12 protein-coding genes are annotated in these 18,909 nt (G+C 68.3%); 2 read left to right on the top strand and 10 right to left on the bottom strand.

Annotated elements, in window-relative coordinates:
- Positions 1-324: 324 nt before the first annotated feature.
- The 4 genes from OG205_RS43835 to OG205_RS43820 form a co-directional block, all read right to left on the bottom strand.
- Positions 325-921: a GTP-binding protein gene (locus OG205_RS43835; RefSeq protein WP_319978727.1), complete on the bottom strand. Its 597-nt coding sequence runs from the start codon at positions 919-921 to the stop codon at positions 325-327.
- Between the two features lie 16 nt (positions 922-937).
- Positions 938-1,360, bottom strand: coding sequence for a roadblock/LC7 domain-containing protein (locus OG205_RS43830; protein ID WP_030468876.1), 423 nt, complete (start codon positions 1,358-1,360; stop codon positions 938-940).
- Positions 1,357-4,209 (bottom strand): sensor histidine kinase, encoded by a 2,853-nt coding sequence (locus tag OG205_RS43825; RefSeq protein WP_330273639.1) that lies wholly within the window; start codon positions 4,207-4,209, stop codon positions 1,357-1,359. Before OG205_RS43825 ends, OG205_RS43830 begins: the two co-directional genes overlap by 4 nt.
- 218 nt (positions 4,210-4,427) lie before the next feature.
- Positions 4,428-5,444, bottom strand: a complete 1,017-nt coding sequence (locus tag OG205_RS43820) for an ABC transporter substrate-binding protein (protein WP_330273638.1) — start codon at positions 5,442-5,444, stop codon at positions 4,428-4,430.
- A gap of 177 nt (positions 5,445-5,621) precedes the next feature.
- Between OG205_RS43820 and OG205_RS43815 the strand changes: the two genes are divergently transcribed.
- Both OG205_RS43815 and OG205_RS43810 read left to right on the top strand, forming a co-directional pair.
- Positions 5,622-6,791, top strand: a complete 1,170-nt coding sequence (locus OG205_RS43815) for a 4-hydroxybenzoate 3-monooxygenase (protein WP_330273637.1) — start codon at positions 5,622-5,624, stop codon at positions 6,789-6,791.
- A gap of 177 nt (positions 6,792-6,968) precedes the next feature.
- A complete protein-coding gene (locus OG205_RS43810; RefSeq protein WP_330273636.1) occupies positions 6,969-7,703 on the top strand; it encodes an IniB N-terminal domain-containing protein in 735 nt (244 codons plus the stop codon).
- Positions 7,704-7,925: 222 nt separating this feature from the next.
- Here the strand turns inward: OG205_RS43810 and OG205_RS43805 are convergent, their stop codons facing one another.
- The 6 genes from OG205_RS43805 to OG205_RS43780 all read right to left on the bottom strand — a co-directional run bounded on the left by OG205_RS43805 (position 7,926) and on the right by OG205_RS43780 (position 18,774).
- On the bottom strand, positions 7,926-8,735 hold the full coding sequence (locus OG205_RS43805; RefSeq protein WP_330273635.1) for an ABC transporter ATP-binding protein: 810 nt from the start codon (positions 8,733-8,735) through the stop codon (positions 7,926-7,928).
- A complete protein-coding gene (locus OG205_RS43800; RefSeq protein WP_330273634.1) occupies positions 8,719-9,486 on the bottom strand; it encodes an ABC transporter permease in 768 nt (255 codons plus the stop codon). The genes OG205_RS43805 and OG205_RS43800 overlap by 17 nt, the downstream gene beginning before the upstream one ends.
- Entirely contained in the window at positions 9,483-10,226 is a 744-nt protein-coding gene (locus OG205_RS43795; RefSeq protein WP_330273633.1) for an ABC transporter permease, read from the bottom strand. The genes OG205_RS43800 and OG205_RS43795 overlap by 4 nt, the downstream gene beginning before the upstream one ends.
- 81 nt (positions 10,227-10,307) lie before the next feature.
- Positions 10,308-13,040: an nSTAND1 domain-containing NTPase gene (locus OG205_RS43790; RefSeq protein ID WP_330273632.1), complete on the bottom strand. Its 2,733-nt coding sequence runs from the start codon at positions 13,038-13,040 to the stop codon at positions 10,308-10,310.
- A gap of 115 nt (positions 13,041-13,155) precedes the next feature.
- Positions 13,156-15,870: an nSTAND1 domain-containing NTPase gene (locus OG205_RS43785; RefSeq protein WP_330273631.1), complete on the bottom strand. Its 2,715-nt coding sequence runs from the start codon at positions 15,868-15,870 to the stop codon at positions 13,156-13,158.
- A gap of 174 nt (positions 15,871-16,044) precedes the next feature.
- A complete protein-coding gene (locus OG205_RS43780) occupies positions 16,045-18,774 on the bottom strand; it encodes an nSTAND1 domain-containing NTPase (RefSeq protein ID WP_330273630.1) in 2,730 nt (909 codons plus the stop codon).
- Between the last annotated feature and the right edge of the window lie 135 nt (positions 18,775-18,909).

Below are 18,909 nucleotides of genomic sequence, written 5' to 3'. Positions count from 1 at the left end.
TCAAGTGCGTTCGTAGGTGATCGGACGACCCGGATCGCGAAAGTACCGCACGGCAAGGCGAAACACGCCCTACTACCGGACTTCGCGCGCACTTCCACACCGGACAGGCCGCCGCCGAACGGACGAATAACTGTTCACACGCGTCTGGCTCTGATGGACCAGAAGGCGCAACGTCCACCGCGGTTTCGTCCTGTTCACCAGCGGGCCGATGACCCGGCGAGCACGAACTCACCGGGTCATCGGCCGCGACGCGAAAATGGTTACCGCACAACGCGAACGGGGCCGGTGCACACGGCACCGGCCCCGTTTCCGCGGGAAGCGGGTCTAAGCGAACGAAGGCTGGCGCAGCGCGTGCTCCACCAGCGCGATCAGGATCTGCTTCGTGGACTGCCGGTTGCGGGCGTCGCACGGAATTATCGGCACCGACGACGGAATCGTCAGCGCGTCCCGGATCTCCTCCGCACGGTGGTGCATGAGCCCGTCGAAGCAGTTCACCGCGATCACGTAGGGCAGATCGCGGTCCTCGAAGAAGTCGATGGGCGCGAACGCCTCGTCGATCCTGCGGGTGTCGACCATGACCACGGCACCGATGGCGCCGCGGACCAGGTCGTCCCACATGAACCAGAACCGGTGCTGACCGGGCGTGCCGAACAGGTACAGGATCAGGTCCTTGTCCAGCGACACCCGGCCGAAGTCCATGGCCACCGTGGTGGTCACCTTGTCCGGCACCATCGACAGGTCGTCGACGCCTACCGATGCCTGGGTCATCACGGCCTCGGTCGTCAGCGGGGTGATCTCGGAGACCGACCCCACGAACGTCGTCTTGCCGACGCCGAACCCGCCGGCGACGACGATCTTCGACGACACCACGCTCAGGCCGGCCCCAGGTGACCCCGGACGACCCGGAGCACCGTTGCTCATGGGAACTTCTCTCTACTCAGGCTCTCATGGAAACGTGCAGCTGGGCGCGAATCTCCGGCGTCAGCTGGAGGCCGACCCTCTCCACCAGGCGGGTCATCGCGTAGCCGATGAGCCCGATGTCGCAGTTGGGTGCGGCGAGCACGGCGAGGCAGGACCCGTCGCTGATGGACATCAGGAAAAGATAGCCCCGTTCCATCTCGACGACGGTCTGTTTGACCTCACCGGCCTCGAAACAGCGCGCCGCGCCGAGGTTCAGCGAGACCAGTCCGGACGAGACGGCGGCGAGCTGCTCCGCGCGGTCGTGCGGCAGACGGTCGGACGAAGCGAGCAACAGGCCGTCGGCGGAGACGACGATCGCGTGCGCGACACCGGCCACCCTGCTGACGAAGTCCTCGACCAGCCAGCTGAAGTTGTCCAGTTCCTCAGTCGCGGTGGTCACTGGCGTTCCCTTTCTGCGATCACGGGGATGCCTCCGACGGCCGAGTCGAAGAGCGACTCACGGCCCATCTGGACACCCTTCTGGTACGTGGCGAACCGCTGACGCAACCGGTCGGCGGACCGGCCGGGGATGGCGGAGGCGCTCGTCAGCTGGGGTGCCGGTGACGACGGCTTCGGCAGCGAACCGGGGACCAGGCGCGCCTTCGGGACGCGCTTGGGCAGACCGTTCTCCGTCGTCTGAGCCGTACCACCGTTGCCGAGCGCGCCCGCGGCCTTCCAGCCCTCGTCCGCCGCGCCCCAGTCGGAGTCGGCGTAGTCGGCGACCGCGCGCGGCACCGCCGTTGGTGCCTCGATCTTCACGGTGTCCGCCGAACGCTGCCGCTTGGGCAGGCCGTTCACCGTGGCGGGCTCCGCGTCGTGCTCCGCTTCGTCGTGCCCTGCCTGGTCGTGCACTGCGAGTTCGTGCCCTGCAAGGTCGTGCCCTGCTGGGGCGTGCACCGGCTGGTCGTGCTCGGCGCGTTCCGGCTCCGCTGACGGAATGACCTTTGTGGAGGGTTCGGGCGCCGAGGGGGTCTGGAACCATCGCGACAGGTCGTCGTGGGAGATCAACGGCTCGTCGACGATCGCGGGGAAGATCTCCGTGGCGGGGTCGGCGGGACGGTCCGCCGGCGGCTCGTAGGAGTAACCCTCCTCAGCGGCGTCTTCCGACGCCTCGATCCGCGCGGTGAACAGGCCGTCCGTGGACGTCTGCTCGATGCGGTGCCGGCCGGAGTTGTCGTCCTCGGTGGCGGGGCCCGGCACCATGACCGGGTGTTCCGGCGTCCACTTCGGCACACCGGACAGGGCCTCGCCCGCGCTGGTGGACTCGATCGCGGAGGGAACCGGTGCGGCCGGCAACGGCAGCGCGGGTGCGGATCCCTTGTGCAGCAACGAGATCGGCAGGATCACCTGGGCGGTGACGCCACCCTCTATGTCGTCGTTGTTCCCGAGCGTCACGCGGATCTCGTGGCGCTTCGCGAGCTGGCCGACCACGTAGAGGCCCATCTCGCGGGCCACCGAGACGTCGACCTCCGGCGGCTCGGCGAGCTTCGCGTTGAACTCGACGACGTCGGTCTCCTGCATGCCGACACCGCGGTCGTGGATGCGGATGGCAACCTCGCCCTTGCGGGTCTCTATCGTCCGCACCGTCACCTTGGTGGTGGGCTTGGAGAACGCCGTCGCGTTGTCGAGCAGCTCGGCCACGAGGTGCGCGAGGTCGTTGACCACGCGGCCCTGCACCATGAGCTCCGGCGTCGGCGCGATCTGGACGCGCGCGTACTTCTCCACCTCGGACACCGCGGCGCCGAGCACCTCGGCGATCGCGACCGGGCGGGTGACGCGGCGGTTGACCGTCGTGCCGGAGAGCACCAGCAGGTTCTCGCTGTTGCGGCGCATCTGCGTCGCGAGGTGGTCGAGCTCGAACAGCGACGCCAGGTGGTCCGGGTCCTGCTCGTCCTGCTCGAGCCGGTCGATCACGCTGATCTGCCGTTCCACCAACGCCTGCGAGCGCCGCGACAGGTTGATGAACATGTCGTTGACGTTCGCGCGCAGTGCCACCTGCTCGACGGCGAGGCGGACGGCTTCGCGCTGCACGAGGTCGAACGCCCTGGCGACCTGGCCGACCTCTTCGGTCGTGTTGAGCGGCACCGGGACGATCGCCTCTTCCGCGGCCCGTTCGGGGTCGCGGTGCGAACGAATGCGGCGAATCGCGTCAGGCAACTGGTTGCGTGCCACATCCAGTGCGCTGCGCCGCAGCACTCGCAGCGGCCGCAGCATCGACTGCGCGACCATCGCCATCAGACCGAACGCGATCAGCAGCGAGATGGCGACCAGTCCGGCGTCACGCCACGCGGAACCCCGTGCCTCGTCGGCAAGGCGCGTGGTCGTCGCGTCGGCCTGGCTCTCCAGCTCGGTCGCGACCTCGCGAACCAGGTTCGCGGTGTCCTGACCGATCTTGAGCACCTCGGCGTCCGTGATGGACACGGGCTTGCGCTCGGCGTCCTGCGCGAGCGCGAGCCGCACCAGCCGGTTGCGGCCGTCGACGGCCGAACCGGACACGACGTCCTGGAACTTCTGCTGGTTGCCCGACGACGCCACGTCGTTGAACTCGTTGAACGCCGCGTCCAGCCGGGACTGCGCGGCACGCAGTTCGTCCGCCGCACCGGGCGCGAAACCCTTGCGCAGCGCGGTGGACGTCAGGATCGAGTTCTGCTGGCCGAGCTGTTCCTGCGCGGTGTAGAGCGACTGCGCGGCGGTGACCAGCGGAACGATCTCCGGCTCGCTGAGGCTCGACACCGCGGCACGGTGCACCGTGCCGAGCGACGCGCTGATCTGGTTGTACGCACTGATCACGGCGACGTCGGGGTACTTCGTGCTCAACAACGTCACGCGCAAGCTGCCCAGGCCCGCGAGGGCCTGCAGCGACTTGGTGAACGCCTCCTGCAGGGGCGCGCTCAAGGCCGTGGCCGTCGCGCCCGATTCCTTGTACTTGCTCAATTCCACATCGGTGAGACCCGTGCGGGCGGCGTGCTCAGGGCACGCGTTCTGCCTGCCGGCGGCCACACACTGCACTGCCCAGTCACGTTCGACCTGTAGAGCGTTTTCCACCTTCGCGGCCTGGTGGCTCACGGCGAGCTCGCGCTGGACGCTGCCGAAGAGTTCGACGTCGTCGAGCTGGGTGTTCAGCCTCAGGCCCGCAAGAGTCGCGGTAGTCAGGGCTGGTACTAGCAACACCACCGCGAGCTTGCTCCGCAACCGCCAGTTGCGTAGGCGGAACCGGTCGATGCCTCGCTGGTCCTCACGACCGCGCACCGTCAACACTCCCCGCCCGTTTAATAGCTGCAAACCTGGTGGATCTTGGAGTAAAACGCGCTGTTCTCATACCGCCGTTCGGACGACAAAACAGCTGGTTCGAGAATCAACAACTTGAACTGGGCGACTAAACGGCCCCTAAGCGATAATTCATCTGGCGGAAACGTTCGCGCGGGTGACCGTGATCACGGCCTGATCACAGTCACCCGCGCGGTTCGTCAACTACCGGAGGGCTGGATGAGCATCGGCTTGACGTCGAGCTCCTTGTCCATCATCTGGTACCGCACCATCAGCTGGACGACCCGCTGCAACCGGGTCGCGTCGAGCGTGGTCGGGAAGGCACCGAAGTGGACGAGACCAGCGGTTTCCTTGTCGACCTTGGCGTACTCGACGAGCAGCGGCTCGACCGTGGGACGGTCGGTGGCGTCGGCCTGACCCTTGGCCATCGCGCGCTGGAACGCCGCGACGGTCTTGGGGTTGTTCTTGGCGAACTCGCCGCTCGTGGCATAGCCGGCGATCGGGATGTTGTCCGTCGGGCCGGTCGCGGCGTCCAGCACCTTGATCTGACCGGCGGCACGCTGGGCGCGCGTGATGAACGGCTCGACCATGAAGGCGGCGTCGACGGACTTGTTCTGGACAGCGGCCTGCATGTCCGGGAACGCCATCTCCTTGAACTTGACCGTGCTCACGTCCACGTTCGCGGCCTCGAGGGTCGCCTTCGCGGTCAGCTCCGCGATGTTCTTGAACGTGTTGATCGCGATGGTCTTGCCCGCGAGGTCAGCGGGGCTCTTGATGGCGGAGTCACCGCCGGCCAAGATCAGGAACATGTCGGGTTTTGCCTGGTAGCCGTCGGAGATGAGCTTGATTCCGTCGACTGCCTTCGCGACGTCCTTCGACTGGGCGGCGAAGAACGAGACCCAGTTGCCGAAGGTGAAGTCCAGTTCCTTGTTGATCAAGCCGGGGATTGCTTTGGCTCCACCCTCGATGACCTTGAGGTTGACCTCGAGGCCCTCGGCCGCGAAGTAACCCTTCTTGATCGCGACGTGGACGGACGCCACGTCGAGGATGGGAAGGACCCCCAGAGTGATCTTGGCCTTCTCGACCGGACCACTGGTGTTCTGGCCAGTCTGGGGTGCCTGCTCTGTGCCGCCGAGCGCACCACAGCTCGCCACGGTGGCGAGCAGCGTGGCAAGGGCGATGCCACGGATGGCCATACGGCGGACTCTTCGAGTCATCGGGAGCACTCTCCTGTCGGAGCGGTGTCGTCGTTGCGGGGAAGGATCGCGACGGTCAACCACTCAGAGTAATGACGCTGCTCCAAAAGACCCCAGTTGACCGACACGAGCAGGTTCCAGTCAACTACCTGCGGTGAGCATCTAAGCACAGCAGGTCTAGGGCTAGGAGAACCCCAGTTGAAGCGCTCCGTGACCGTTGTCGGTGCAGGGCCGGCCGGTCTGACCTTGGCAAACCTGATCCAGCAGTCAGGTATCGACTGTGTTGTGATCGAAAGAGCTAGTCGAACCCATGTGGAAACCCGGGCACGGGCGGGAGTCCTGGAGCACCGCTCCGTAACCATGTTGGAGTCACTCGGACTGGCAGATCGTTTGCTGATGGAAGCAGACCGTCACGGTACGTGTGAATTCCGCGTGAGCGGCCAGGCGTTCCAGGTGTCCTACAGCGACCTCTACGGCGGCCGCGAACACTACGTCTACCCCCAGCAGGAAGTCGTCAAGGACCTCATCGGGGGATTTCTGGACACGGGTGGGGACATCCGGTTCTCGGTCAGCGACGTGGAGTTGCACGACCTGACGTCCTCGTCCCCCTCAGTGGCCTTCACCAGCGAAGACGGCACCCGCGAGACCATCACGAGCGATTTTGTGGCAGGCTGTGACGGATTTCATGGCGTGAGCCGGCCGTCCATTCCGGAAGGCGTGCTGAAGGAATTCACGCATCAGCACGGGATCGAGTGGCTGGCCATTCTCGCGGAGGCCCCTCCGTCGACTAAAGCCATCATTTACGCGCTGCACGAGGATGGATTCGCGGGACATATGTTGCGGTCGCCGTCGATATCCCGCTTCTATTTGCAGGTGCCGGTCGGAACAAAGGCCTCCGATTGGTCCGACGAACAGGTCTGGGAAGCGTTGCACAAACGTTTCGCACTGCACGACTCATCGTGGGGACTGACCGAAGGAAAGATCATCGAGAAGCGCGTGCTCGACATGCGCAGCCATGTGGTCGAGCCGATGTCGTACGGCCGGCTCTTCCTGCTGGGTGACGCAGCCCACATCATCACCCCGGTCGGCGCCAAGGGCATGAACCTCGCCATGAACGACGCCGCAACGCTCGGACGTGCGCTTATCGACTTCTACGGCACCGGATCCGAGACCGGTCTCAAGACCTACTCGGAGGACTGCCTGCGCCGCGTCTGGCGGGCACAGGAATTTTCACAGTGGATGGTGAACATGATCCACACCGATGTCAGCTCCCCGTTCTTCGGACGGTTGGCCCAGGCACGGCTGGAGCACCTGGCCGAGTCCCCCGCCTACCGCGCCACCTTCGCGGAGAACTACGTCGGCCCGTGATGGCGAAAAGTCGACCCTCAAGGGTGAAATCCCCGCCCCCCTAACGGGTGACGCCCTCCCCCTAGGGATCTCGGTACGTCACAATCTGGGGCCAACTCCCGATGCTGGGGGATGTCGTTCGTCCATACGGTTCAACACGACATCCCCCCGATCCACCCCACAGGGAGCTCGAGTTCCATGGCCACCCAGACCACGCTGCACGACTTCACCCTCAACCTCCTCGGCGACCTGGACGCCCGTGAGGCGTTCCAGCTCGACCCGGAAGGCACCCTCGAGGCCGCGGGTCTGGGCGACATCTCGCCGGTCGACGTCCACGAGATCCTCCCGCTGGTGCTCGACAGCGCGTCCGTCGTGAAGATCGACGCGATCGACAAGGTGCTGGTCGAGGCGGGCGACCTGACCGCCGTGGACAGCCTCAAGCTGATCACCGGCAACATCGAGGGCGTCACGGGCATCGCCGACGTCGCCGCCCCCTCCGCGATCACCGCGCTGGTCACCGACTTCGGCGGCCTCGGCGACGTGACCGGCACCCTCGACGTGGTGAACGCCGACGAGGTCGTCTCGGACGTCACCGGCATCGCCCACGACACCTCCGTCATCAGCACCGTGACCGACGTCGCGGACGTGCACGGCGTGACCGACGTGGTCGTGAAGGACCTCGACGCCGACGTGCTCGTGAAGGACGTCGTGGACTCCGACGTGCTGGTCAAGGACGTCGTCGACTCGGTGGACGTCGACGTCAAGGACGTCCTGGACGTGACCGACAACGTCACCGGCAACGTGGTGCAGGACGTCGCTCAGGTCGGCGACGTGCACAACGACCTCGGCCAGGTCATCGGTGACGTCAAGGTGGGCGACATCGACCTGCTCGACGGCGGCATCGGCAACGGCGACCTGAACCTCCACTTCTGACCGCTGTGTTCTGAACGAGTAACCAGCACAGGCAGGGCGTTGCCCAAGCGAGCGCCGGGGCGCCAACCCGGGCCTCATGCCTTGTCGTGCCCACAAGGCGCTTGCACGCGCTCTCCGGTGAGCCTGGTCCATGCCCCCTCCTCGTGAGGCCAGGCGCGCCACGACGCAGCTGAGCCCCGGACCGCGCGGTCCGGGGCTCAGCTGTCGTTGCTGTCGTTCGAACTAGTTACTCGCGGAGGACACGGTCTCGCTCAGCGATTCCCGTTCCGCCGCAGCCCACTTCTCGACGTCCATGGTGGGCTTGCCACCGACGTTCAGCAGCCGCGCCACCTTGGAGCGCAACGCCACGAAGGCCTCGTCGGTGCGCGTGGTCACCTGGTCGCGCTCTGCGGGAAGCGGCACCTCCAGGTCGGCCACCAGCTTCGCGGGCGAGCCGGACAGCACCAGGATGCGGTCACCCAGGTACACCGACTCGTCGATGTCGTGCGTGACAACGAGAACGGTCGTGTCGTGCTCACGGCGCACTCGAAGCAACAGGTCCTCCAGTTCGAACCGGGTCTGCGCGTCCACCGAGGCGAACGGCTCGTCCATCAGCAACAACGCCGGCCGGTACGCCAGAGCGCGCGCGATCGCCACACGTTGTTGCATACCACCGGAAAGCTGCCACGGCCGCTTCTTGGCCGCCGCGCCGAGACCCACCCACTCCAGGGCTTCGGCGGCACGGGCGCGGCGCTCGGCGCGCGGCAGGGACCTCAGCGGGAACTCCACGTTGCCCTGCACCGAGAGCCACGGGAACAGCGAGCGCGAGTAGTCCTGGAAGACCACCGCGAGGTGGGAACCCTTCAGGGACACGTCGCCGCGGGAGGGTGCGATGAGTCCTGAGATCGTGCGCAGCAGTGTGGACTTGCCGCACCCGGATGGTCCGACCACGCACACCAGCTCGCCGGCGCGGACGGTGAAGGTGAGGCCGCCGATGGCCTCGTAGTCGCCGTAGGTGTGGCCCAGGTCGGCCACCTCAAGCATGTTGCTCATCCCTGCTCCTCGGTTGCCAAGCCAAAGCCCTGCGTTCCACCGCCAGAAGCACGGTGTTGAGTCCGTAGCCGAGCACGCCCAACAGGACGATGCCCGCCCACATGCGCGTGTAGTCGAACTCGCGCTGTGCCTGAATGAGTTGTGAACCGATGCCGTTGTCCGTGCCCACGAGCTCGGAGATGACCATCAACACCAGGGACAGGGACAGGGACACCCGCAACCCCGCGAAGATCTTCGGGGAGGCAGCGGGCAGCACGACGCCCAGAACCCACTGGTAGCGCGGGATCCGGAAGACCGCGGAAGTGTCCACTTTGGTCACGTCGACGGAACGGGCACCGTCCACGCTGTTGAGCAGAACCGGCCAGATCACGCCGAAGACGATCGTCGCGAGCTGCATCGACGTGCCCGTCTTGAACAGCAACAGGAACACGGGCACCAACGCGGGCGGCGGGATCGAACGCAGGAACACCAGCAGCGGTCCCGCGTACTCCATCGCCCGGTCGGAGCGCCCGAGCAACAGGCCCAGCGCCACGCCGATCACCGACGCGATCGCCCAGCCCGACAGCAGCCTGCCGATCGACGGCAGGATGTGCTCGGTGACGTTCTCCGGCTCCAGGACCCACCACTCCCAGGCCGCCGTCACGATGTCGGACGGCGGCGGGAAGAACGGGTCCTCGGCGACCATGCCGAGCAACTGCCAAACGACGACGAGACCGGCGAAGACGGTCCACCGTTGAAGAAACTTGTTCACCAGGCCACCCAACGCCGGCGGACGCGCTCAAGACCGCTGTTCAACAGGACGCCGATCGCGCCCGCGACCACGGTGCCGACGAGCACCTGGTCCATCCGGCCGGGCCCGCTGCGGGCCTCCATGATGAAGAAACCGAGCCCGATCTGGCTGCCGGCCATGAGCTCGACGCTCACCATCACGATCAGCGCGGTCGTCGCCGCGAGCCTGATTCCGGTGAGGACGAACGGCAACGCGCTCGGCAGGGCCACGCGGAACAGCACACCCACGCGTCCGGTGCCGAAAACCCGTGACGTCTCGACGAGCAGGGGGTCCAGTTCGTCGAGCGCGTAGATGGTGTTGAACAAGATCGGCCACAGCGCGGCGTAGACCGCGAGCGTGATCTTCGTTTCCGGGCCGAACCCCAGCATCACCAGAGCGAGCGGAATCAGTGCCACAGAAGGGATCGGACGCAGGAACTCGATGACCGCGCGAGTCGCGTGGCGCACGGCGGGAACGCTGCCGAGCACCAGTCCACTCGGCACCGCGATGGCGATGGCGATCGAGATGGCGATCAGCACCGCCAGGACCGTTGCCACCACATGACTCATGAAGGTGGGAGAGGTCAGCTGCACGACGAGCTCACCGAACACGACGGACGGTGGCGGAAGCGAGTCCGCAGGTAGAAGGGGAGAGCGTCCTAAGAGCTCCCAGAGCGCGAGGAACCCGGCAATGCCGAGTAGTCCCCTTGTGAACGCACGCACTCGGTCACCCTAGAGAGTGGATCTCGGCTTCACAATGCGTGTTTGCTCAACTCCGGGTTGTTTCCCACACATCGCGGCGGTTCAGCAGACCTCTACGCGCGCCACTTCGCCGAAGCTCTTAACCCATTCGGAGTCCGTGAGCCGTGCGCCGTCTTTTTCACACATCCGCTTGATGATCGAACCGGTGTCGAGGTCGTACGGCAGCAACTCGGGATCCTGGCCTCCGCTGCGCACGAGGAAGTCGCGGTTCTGCGGCCGGTACACCGCGCGCGTCGAGTTGCCTTGCCCGACGACGTACGCGAGCCGATCCGCCGCACGGTCGTTCGGGTAGAGCTGGTGCACCTCGAAGATGTTGTCGCGCACGACGGCCACGCGACCGTCGTCGGAGAACGTGACACGGGCTCCGGCACGCAACGCGGTGTCGAGCCGTGCACGCAGCACGGGCGTTCCGCTCGGCACTCGCTGCCACACCTCGACGATCGACTCCGGTGACGAGTGCTCGACGGCGAGCCAGCGCCCGTCGCCGCTGTAGGTGATGCCGCGGACGTAAACGTGCTGCGGCAGCGGCGGTCCCGCGGACTCGACGGTGCCGCCGATGCTCCAGAACTCGATGGTCGTGGTGCCGGTGACCGGATCCCAGAGACCGGTCGCGAGCTCACGGCCGTCCTGGCTCAGCGCGACGGTCTCGGGGTCGCGCACCGGCATCGGCAGCTTGCGGGGGTTGCGCGGGTCGCTCAGGTCGTAGAGCTCCGCGTGCTCGGACTCGTCCGGCGTCGGAAGCCCGACCTCGACCGCGTCGCCGACCTTGCCGACGAGCCGCGAGCCGTCCGGGCTCAGGTCGAGCGTGCGGAACCGGCTGGGCAGCGCCGTGAGGTAGGTGATGTCGCCCGCGTCGTTGACGGCCCACAGGTGTTCCTGGCCGGTGAAGTCCTTCGTGACGGCACGGCGTTCGGCGAGCTTGACGACCCGGTGGCGGTCGGCGAACTTCCTGCCTGGCACCGCCTTGTCCTCGTCGAAGCTCCACATCCGGTCGGTGCCGTCCTCGTCGGTCACCGCGGCCATCTCCCCGCGCGGGGCGACCACGACGTCCGCGTCGTCCTTGGGCGTGCCGGTGAACGGGATGCCGCGCGCGACGGCGCTCGCGAGCCGCAGCACCTTCTCGGCCTCGGCCGACGGGCTGACCTCGTAGCCGACCAGCGCGTACTTGTCCGCGTACGGCCGGCGCTGCTCCAGCAGCGCCTCGGACTGCGACAGCGCCTTGCCGCCGAGCTCACGGTCGTTCATCTCGGTGATCTTGCGTTCGTTCGCGAGCGCGTAGACGACGGTGCCGGGCACCAGCGCGAGCAGCACCGCCACGACCGCGATCAACGCCGTCGAACGGCGCGTCTCCCGCTTGATGCTCCTGTCGACGAACTGGCGCTCGCGCACCGTCAAGAACTCGCCGAGATCCTTGGCCTTGCGCAGCCGCGGGCCCCGGTAGAGCGCCAGCGGATCGCGGTCGCTCGCCTCCCACAGCTCGATCGCGGTGACGAGCTGCTGGTGAGTCCTGAGGTTCTCGCGTTCCTCGTCGATCCACCCGGCGAGCCTGGGCCAGCGCAGCACGGCGTCGTGGGCCAGCTCGACGCCGTCCTCGGTGAGCGTCACCAGCCTGGCCTTCGCGAGGAGGTCCAGCAGGTGCGTGTCGATGTCCAGCCTGCGGCCGCGGCGTTGCGCGATCCCGTTGCGCTGCACGGAGACGAGCCTCAGGAAGATCTGCCTGGCCGCGCGCTGGTCGTCCTCGCCGAGGCCCGTGAAGAACGTCTCGGCGGCCTGCGCGGCGACGTGCTCGATGCCGCCGGACTCCTCGAAGCCCGCGAGCGACAGCGTCATGCCGCGCTTGCGCCGCCACGTCTCGACCAGTGTCTGCTGCACCAACGGCAGCGCGTGCTGGTTCGCCGCGTCGGCCACCAGCCGGGCGATGACCGCGGTCTCGACGGTGGCGCCGATCTTGGCGGCGGGTTCGGTGATGGCGCGGCGCAACTGGTCCGCGCTCATCGGCTCGATGACGATCTCGGTGCCGCTGATGCCCTTCTCACGCCAGCGCTGCTCGTGGTCGGCGCGCACGGAGAGCACGACGTGGGGGCAGCGGGTGACGGCGGCGACGAAGTCCTCCGCGTCGAGTGCCTTCTCGAAGTCGTCGACGAGCAGCACGAGGCCGGGGCGGTGCTGGCGGATCCGCAGCCGGAGGTGCTCGGGGTCCTCCCGGAACTCCTCGGCCAGGCGGTCCGCGGTGGTGTTCTCGAAGACGTCGGCGAGGGCGGCGGCCAGGTCCTGGATCGGGTCCTGGCCCGGCGTGATCACCACGGCGTCGTCCAGCGCGGGGTGCAGACCGGCCAGCAGCAGCGACGTCCGGCCTGATCCGGAGGCGCCGAAGACGACGGTGAGGGGCTTGGCCTTGACCGACTCGACGACCTGCTCCACGAGGCACTCACGACCGAAGTACCGCTTCGCGTCGTCCTCGGTGAACGGGGCGATGCCGGGGTACGGCGTGTTCGGGTGCAACGGCTGCGTGTGCTCGGCGGCCAGCTCACGCCAGCGCCTGGTCCACGCGGCGGGATCGGCCTCACAGGCACGCACGAACGCGAGCGTCAGCGCGAGCGACGGCAGCTTGCGCCCACCGGCCGCGTCGGACAACGCGGTCGGCGAGTAGTTCGCGCGCCTGGCCAGTTCGCGGTAGCTCGGTTTGCCTGCCTGGTCCCGCAGTCTGCGCAGGTCACCGGCGAACCGCAGCAACGCGGTGTCCTCCGGACCCAGCGGTCGTTCACCTCGTGGCATGCCGCCTCCTGGCCGGATTGTCCACCAGAGGTTCGCCCTCCGTCTAACGGCCTGCTAACCGCTCACCACCAGGACGTGCGCTTCGTGATCGTTCCACCTGCCAGGTGCTGGGCTTTCAGTCGCGGCACGGCGGCGTGAAGTCGAGATCGCCGAAGAACTGCTCCCACTCCTCGCGGGTCATCCGCGGAATGGCCTGCTCGCAGATCCTGACCGCCGGGTCGCGAGGGTCGGCGTTCCACAGCCGCACCGCCCGGTCCGCACCGCCCGTGACGACCTCGTCGCCCTGCGGCGTCAGACCGACCGCGGTGACCGGCCCGGCGTGCCCGCGCAGCAGGGCCTGCTCCACCGGTTCGCCGGCGCCGAGCCGCCAGAGCCGCACCAGTCCGTCGTCGGTGGCGACCGCGACGTGGTCCGCGCCGAGCCAGGCCGAGGTGACCTCGCCACCGCCGGACGGGATCCTGGCGCGCAGGACCGGGCCGCGCGGATCAGTGGTGTCCCAGAGGTGCACGGCCGTGCGGGCGGTGGTCATCAGGCGCTCGGCGCCGGCGAACTGGGCGGTGCCGGCGAACTCCCTGGTCAGCGACAGGAGCTTGACGTCACGCGGATCGGTGACGTCGACCAGGTGCACGGCGCGGCCGGTGGTGACGGCGGCGAGGACCTGGCCGTCCGGACGGAACGACAGGCCCGCCAGCGGCCCCAGGCCGAGCTGGGCCGTGGTGAGGAGCCTCGGGCGTTCGCGGCGCAGGTCCGTCCAGAAGCTCAGGGTGCCGGCCTCGTCGGTGGTGACGAGAGTGCTGCCCTGCCAGGCGATCGCGATGGCGCGCACGGGAAGCACGGGCAGTTCGCGTGGCTTGCCGAGGGAGACGTCGACGACGTGCACGGTGCCGTCGTCGCCGGCGGACGCGACCAGGCCACCGGTCGAGTCCATCGCGAGGGCGGTGACGGCGCCGGAATGCCGGGTCGCGTCGTAGGAGGCACGCGGTGCCGGCAGGTCGGCCAGGCCGGTCAGCACGACAGTGCCGTCGCGGTGCCCGGTCGCGATCTGCTGCAGGGTCGGCCCGACCACGAGCGCGGTGACCTCGGACTGGGCCTCGCGCAGCACCTGGGAGGGCACGTCCTCCTGCCGCAAACCGTTGCGCGCCTGAGGTAACGGCACGAGCTGATAGGCGGCGAGCGCGACCTGCTGGGCCAGCGCGGGGTTCGTGGAACGCAGGGCGGCGGCCTCACCCACGGCGCCGAGGACGGCGGCGTTGGCACGTTGCTCGTCGGCGGCTTTGCCTGCCTGCAAGGCGAAGGCGGTCGAACTGGCGGCGACCACCACGAGTGCCGCCAGCGCGGCGAGCAGCTGACGCTGGCGGCGGGTGCGTCTTCGCGCGCTCGCCGAGACCTCCTGTTCCGCGGCCAGGCTCGCGGCGAGGAAGGCACGCTCCCCGGCATTCAGGGAAAGTCCGCCGGGAACGTTCGCCAGCCGTCGTCCCCGCAGCAACGCGCCCGCGTCGCGGTCGAGCGACTCCCAGGTCTGCGTGGCGAGCGTGAGTTCGCGCTGTGCCTTGATGTTCTCGCGGTCTTCCTCCACCCAGCCCTGGAACGTGGGCCAGCCGCGGATCAACGCCTCGTGCGCCAGTTCGACGCCGTCGCGGTCGATCACGACGAGCCGCGCCGCCGCCAGCGCGAACAGCACCTCGTCGTCGGCTTCGAGCTCGGCGTGGTCCGCGCGGCGTTTCGTGTCCTCGGCGGTGACGAGCCGCAGCAGGATCCGTTTCGCCTGCTCCCGCCCCGCCGGGGAGAGCGCGTCGAAGACCTCCTGCGCGGTGCGGGCGACGGCGTGGTCGAGGCCGCCGACCTCCTCGTAGCCGGCGAGAGTCAGCGTCATGCCGCGCCGGTGCTGCCAGGTCTGCGCAAGCGCGTGCGACAGCAACGGCAACACGGCCGCCTGCCCGACCGCGTCGGCCATGAGCCTGGCCAGCAACGCCGTCTCGACCTTGGCGCCCACGACGGTGGCAGGTTCGGTGATCGCGAGGCGGAGCTCGTCCGGCGTCATCGGGCCGAGCAGGAGCTGGGACCCGTCGAGCGCCTCGACCAGTTCGGGGTACTGCGCGCAGTGGCCGTAGTAGTCGGCCCGGATGCCGATCACCACTTTCCGGCAACCGGTGAGCGCCGTGATCAGCCACTGGCGCAGCTCTTCGTTGCGGCACAACGTGAACAGCTCTTCGAACTGGTCGACGACCACGAGGTGCCCGTGGCGATGCCGGAGTTGCGACGGCTCTTTCAGTTCGTCCGCGAGCTCGATCGCCTCCCCACCGGTGAGCCGGGCGAGCGCGAGCGCGCACTCCTCCACGGGATTCGCGCCGGGAGTGAACAGCAGGACGGGTTCACGGGTGCGCGCGATGAGACCGGCCCGCAGCAACGACGACTTCCCCACACCCGACGGCCCGAACACGCCGGTGAAACGGTTCTTGGTGGCGAGCAGCTCGGCCGTCAACCGCTCACGCCCGAAGAACTTCGGCGCGTCATCGGGCTGGAACATCGCGAGCCCGACGTACGGACTGTCCTCCGCCGCGTGCGGTTCGGCCTCGGCCACCGCACGCCACCGCCGCGCCCACTCCTCCGGATCGGCGTCACAGGCCTTGGCGTATGCCTTGGTCACCGCGAGACTCGGCAACTTCCGCCCGCCCGCGGCCTCCGACAACGCCGCGGCCGAGTAGTGCGCCCGCCGGCTCAGCTCCCGGTAGGTGGGGCTGCCCGCCCGCTCCCGCAGCCGCCGCAGATCCGCCGCGAACCGCAGGACACCGCTCTCGCCCTCGTCGAGAGGGCGTTCCCGTCTCGGCATCCCGTCATTGTTCAGAGAACTTTGTTCAGCGGCGAACACATGACCGTGAACAACCCGTTCGCCCTAATGTCGAGATAGACGAACCACACGGGGGAAGACCCGGTGCTCGCGCCCCGAACCGGCGCCGGAGTGGCCGTGGGTGGCTCGCGCACGTGCCACCCACGGCTCACGAACTCAGCAGACGGGCACGCGCTCGATGTCCGGGAAGTACTTCGCCCACTCCCGATCGGACAGTTCGGCGCCGCCGAGGCACATGTCCCGCACGATCTGCTCGGCGTCCAGGCGCAACTGCCAGACGAACACCCCGTTGGTCACCGCGAAGAACGAGTTCATCTCCTTCGAGTGGCCGACCGACGTGACGTCCGTGATGAAGTTGTCGAACCCGCCGACCTTCCTGGGCGCGTCCCGCTGTCCGAGGTCCCAGATGTTCACCGTCCTCGCGGTGGCCAGCAGCACCGTCCTGCCGTCCGGCGCGAACTCGACCGCCGGTGCGGCGGTGCCGGCGAACTGTTCCCTGAGCTCGGCCCACCGCACGGGGTTCGCCGGATCGGAGACGTCCCACACGTGCGCGACCGCGCCTCCCGGGTCGGGAAGCACGAGAAAGCGTCCGTCCGGGCTGAACGTCGGTCGTACCGGATAGCTGATCACCTCGACGCGGGCCGCGAGGCGGGGCTGTCCACCGTCGAGCCGCCAGAGCTCGATCCCGCTGAGGCCTCCGCCCCGCACCAGCGCGAGCGTCCTGCCGTCCGGTGACAGACCCAGCTCCCCCAGGTTCCGTCCCTCCGGCAGCGCCGTCTCCCGCACGCCGGAACCGTCGCGCATCCAGACCTTCGGCACCTCCGTTTTGCCCCGGCCCTCGCCCACGAGGCCGGCGACGACGTCGACGTCACCGTTCGACACCAGGGAGGTGCCGCGGTGCGCGGGCAGGTCGGAGAGCTCGCGCGGCTGACCGGGAACGGAGATGTCGAGGAGCTTGGTGGCGTTGTCCCCGGCGATGACGACGCGCCGGTCGTCCGGGCTCAAGGTCAGCGGCACGTTCGGCAGGACCGTGTGAATCCGGTAGCCGGCCTGGTCCCAGAGCTCCGACACGGTGGTGTCCGCGTGGGTCGTCACGTACAGCGAGCCGCCGTTGGTCCTCTTCGTCTCCCCGTTCGTCGGCCAGTTCCAGTACCGCACCTGCCTCGCCCCGTCGGTGCTGAGCAGCAGGTCGCGGTTCGACTCGGTCGGCGACACCCGGTACACCGCGAGAGCGAGCCGCGCGGCCTGCCCGGTGTCGTTCGGCATTCTCGCGAGCCATCGGGCTTCCGCGGCCGCGTTGCCCGCCACCGCGATGTCGCGTTGCGCGGCCACCTCGTCCGCCTTCCTCATCGCGAACACGACGGTGCCCGCGAGCAGCAGCACCAGGACCGACAGCACGGCCATGACCGCACGGGCACGGCGGACGCGGCGGCGGCCTTCCGCCTGGCTCGCGGTGAGGAAGGCGCGTTCGGGTCCGGTCAGCGAGTCCGCGCTCAGTTCCGCGGCCTGAGCCAGCCGCACTCCCTGGTAGAGGAGGTCGGGGTCGCCGTCCCAGCCGTTCGCGGCATCGGTGAGCTGGTGGTGCACGCGCAGGGTCTCGCGGTCCTCGGCGATCCAGTCGCGCAGGCGTGGCCAGGAGCGGATCAACGCCTCGTGCGTGAGCTCGGCGTGCTGCTCGGTGAGCGTGACCAGGCGAGCGTTCGCGAGGTGTTCCAGGACCTCGGCGTCGAGGCCCTCGCGGTTCGCGCGGCGCTTGGTGTCCTCGGTGCCCTCGCCGAGCGCGATCAGGCGGAGAAAGGTGCGGCGGGCGATCTGCTGCTGGTCCTCGGTGAGCTGCGAGTACACGGCTTCGGCGGTGCGGGCGATGGCGTGCTCGACGCCGCCCGCCTCCTCGTAGCCGACGAGCGACAGGGTCATGCCGCGGCGGCGGTGCCAGGTCTCGACGAGGGCGTGCTGGACGAGCGGCAGGGCGGCCGCCTGGCCGGCGACGTCCGCGACCAGGCGGGTGACCAGGGCGGACTCGACGGTGGCGCCGACGCGCTGGGCCGGTTCGACGATGGCTCGGCGCAGTTCGTCGGTGGTCAGGGGGCCGACGAGGACCTGGGCGCCGTCGAGGGCCTCGACCAGTTCGGGGTGGCGGCCGACGTGGCCGTAGAAGTCGGCGCGGACGCCGATGACCACGTGCGGGGCGCTCATCAGGGCCTGGACGAACCAGTCGCGTTGCTCAGGGCTCGCGAGCGTGAAGACCTCCTCGAACTGGTCGATCACCAGGACGAGGCCGGCGTCGTGCTGCCGGATCAGCAGACCCAGTGCCGCGGGGTCGGTGAGCTCGCTGCGCAGGACCACCGCCGAGTGCCCGGTGAGCTGGGCGAGGCGGACGGCGCACTCGTCGAGCGGCTGGACGCCGGGGGTGAAGATCAGCGCCTGCTTCAGCCTCGGCAGCAGGCCGGCGCGCAGCAGTGACGACTTGCCGGAGCCGCTCGCGCCGAACACGCCGACGAACGGGCGCGCGTGCGTGAGTTCGACCAGTTTCGCGGTGAGTTTCTCGCGGCCGTGGAAACGGTCGGCGTCTTCCTTCTGGAACGCCTTGAGGCCCACGTACGGGGCTTCACCGGTCGGTTCGGGCGGGGCGGCGATGGCACGCCAGCGCTGTTCCCACTCCTGTTCGTCACCGTCGCACGCTTTGACGTAGGCGAGCGTGACCGCGAGGCTCGGGAGTTTCTTGCCGCCTGCGGCGTCGGAAAGCGTCGCCGCCGAGTAATGCGCGCGTGAAGCGAGCGCGCGATAGGACGGTTTGCCCGCCTTCTCGCGGAGTTTCCTCAGGTCGGCGGCGAACTGGCCGAGTTCGGTGTCTTCGCAGTCCAGCGGACGTTCGGTGCGTGGCATGTCGGTCTCCCCCTGAGACTGATTGTCCACACCTTGTTGTTCAAAGCGCACTTCCGACCCCTTACAACGTCGTCGCCATAGCGTTTCCGTCGCAAGGTGAATGGGGATTCACCGCAGTTGCTCCTCCGGCTCTGG

Origin of the sequence: Lentzea sp. NBC_00516 (assembly GCF_036346835.1) — a bacterium.
Lineage (GTDB): Bacteria > Actinomycetota > Actinomycetes > Mycobacteriales > Pseudonocardiaceae > Lentzea > Lentzea sokolovensis.
The sequence above is the reverse complement of the archived record's forward strand: the minus strand, read 5'-3'. Positions and strand labels throughout refer to the sequence as shown.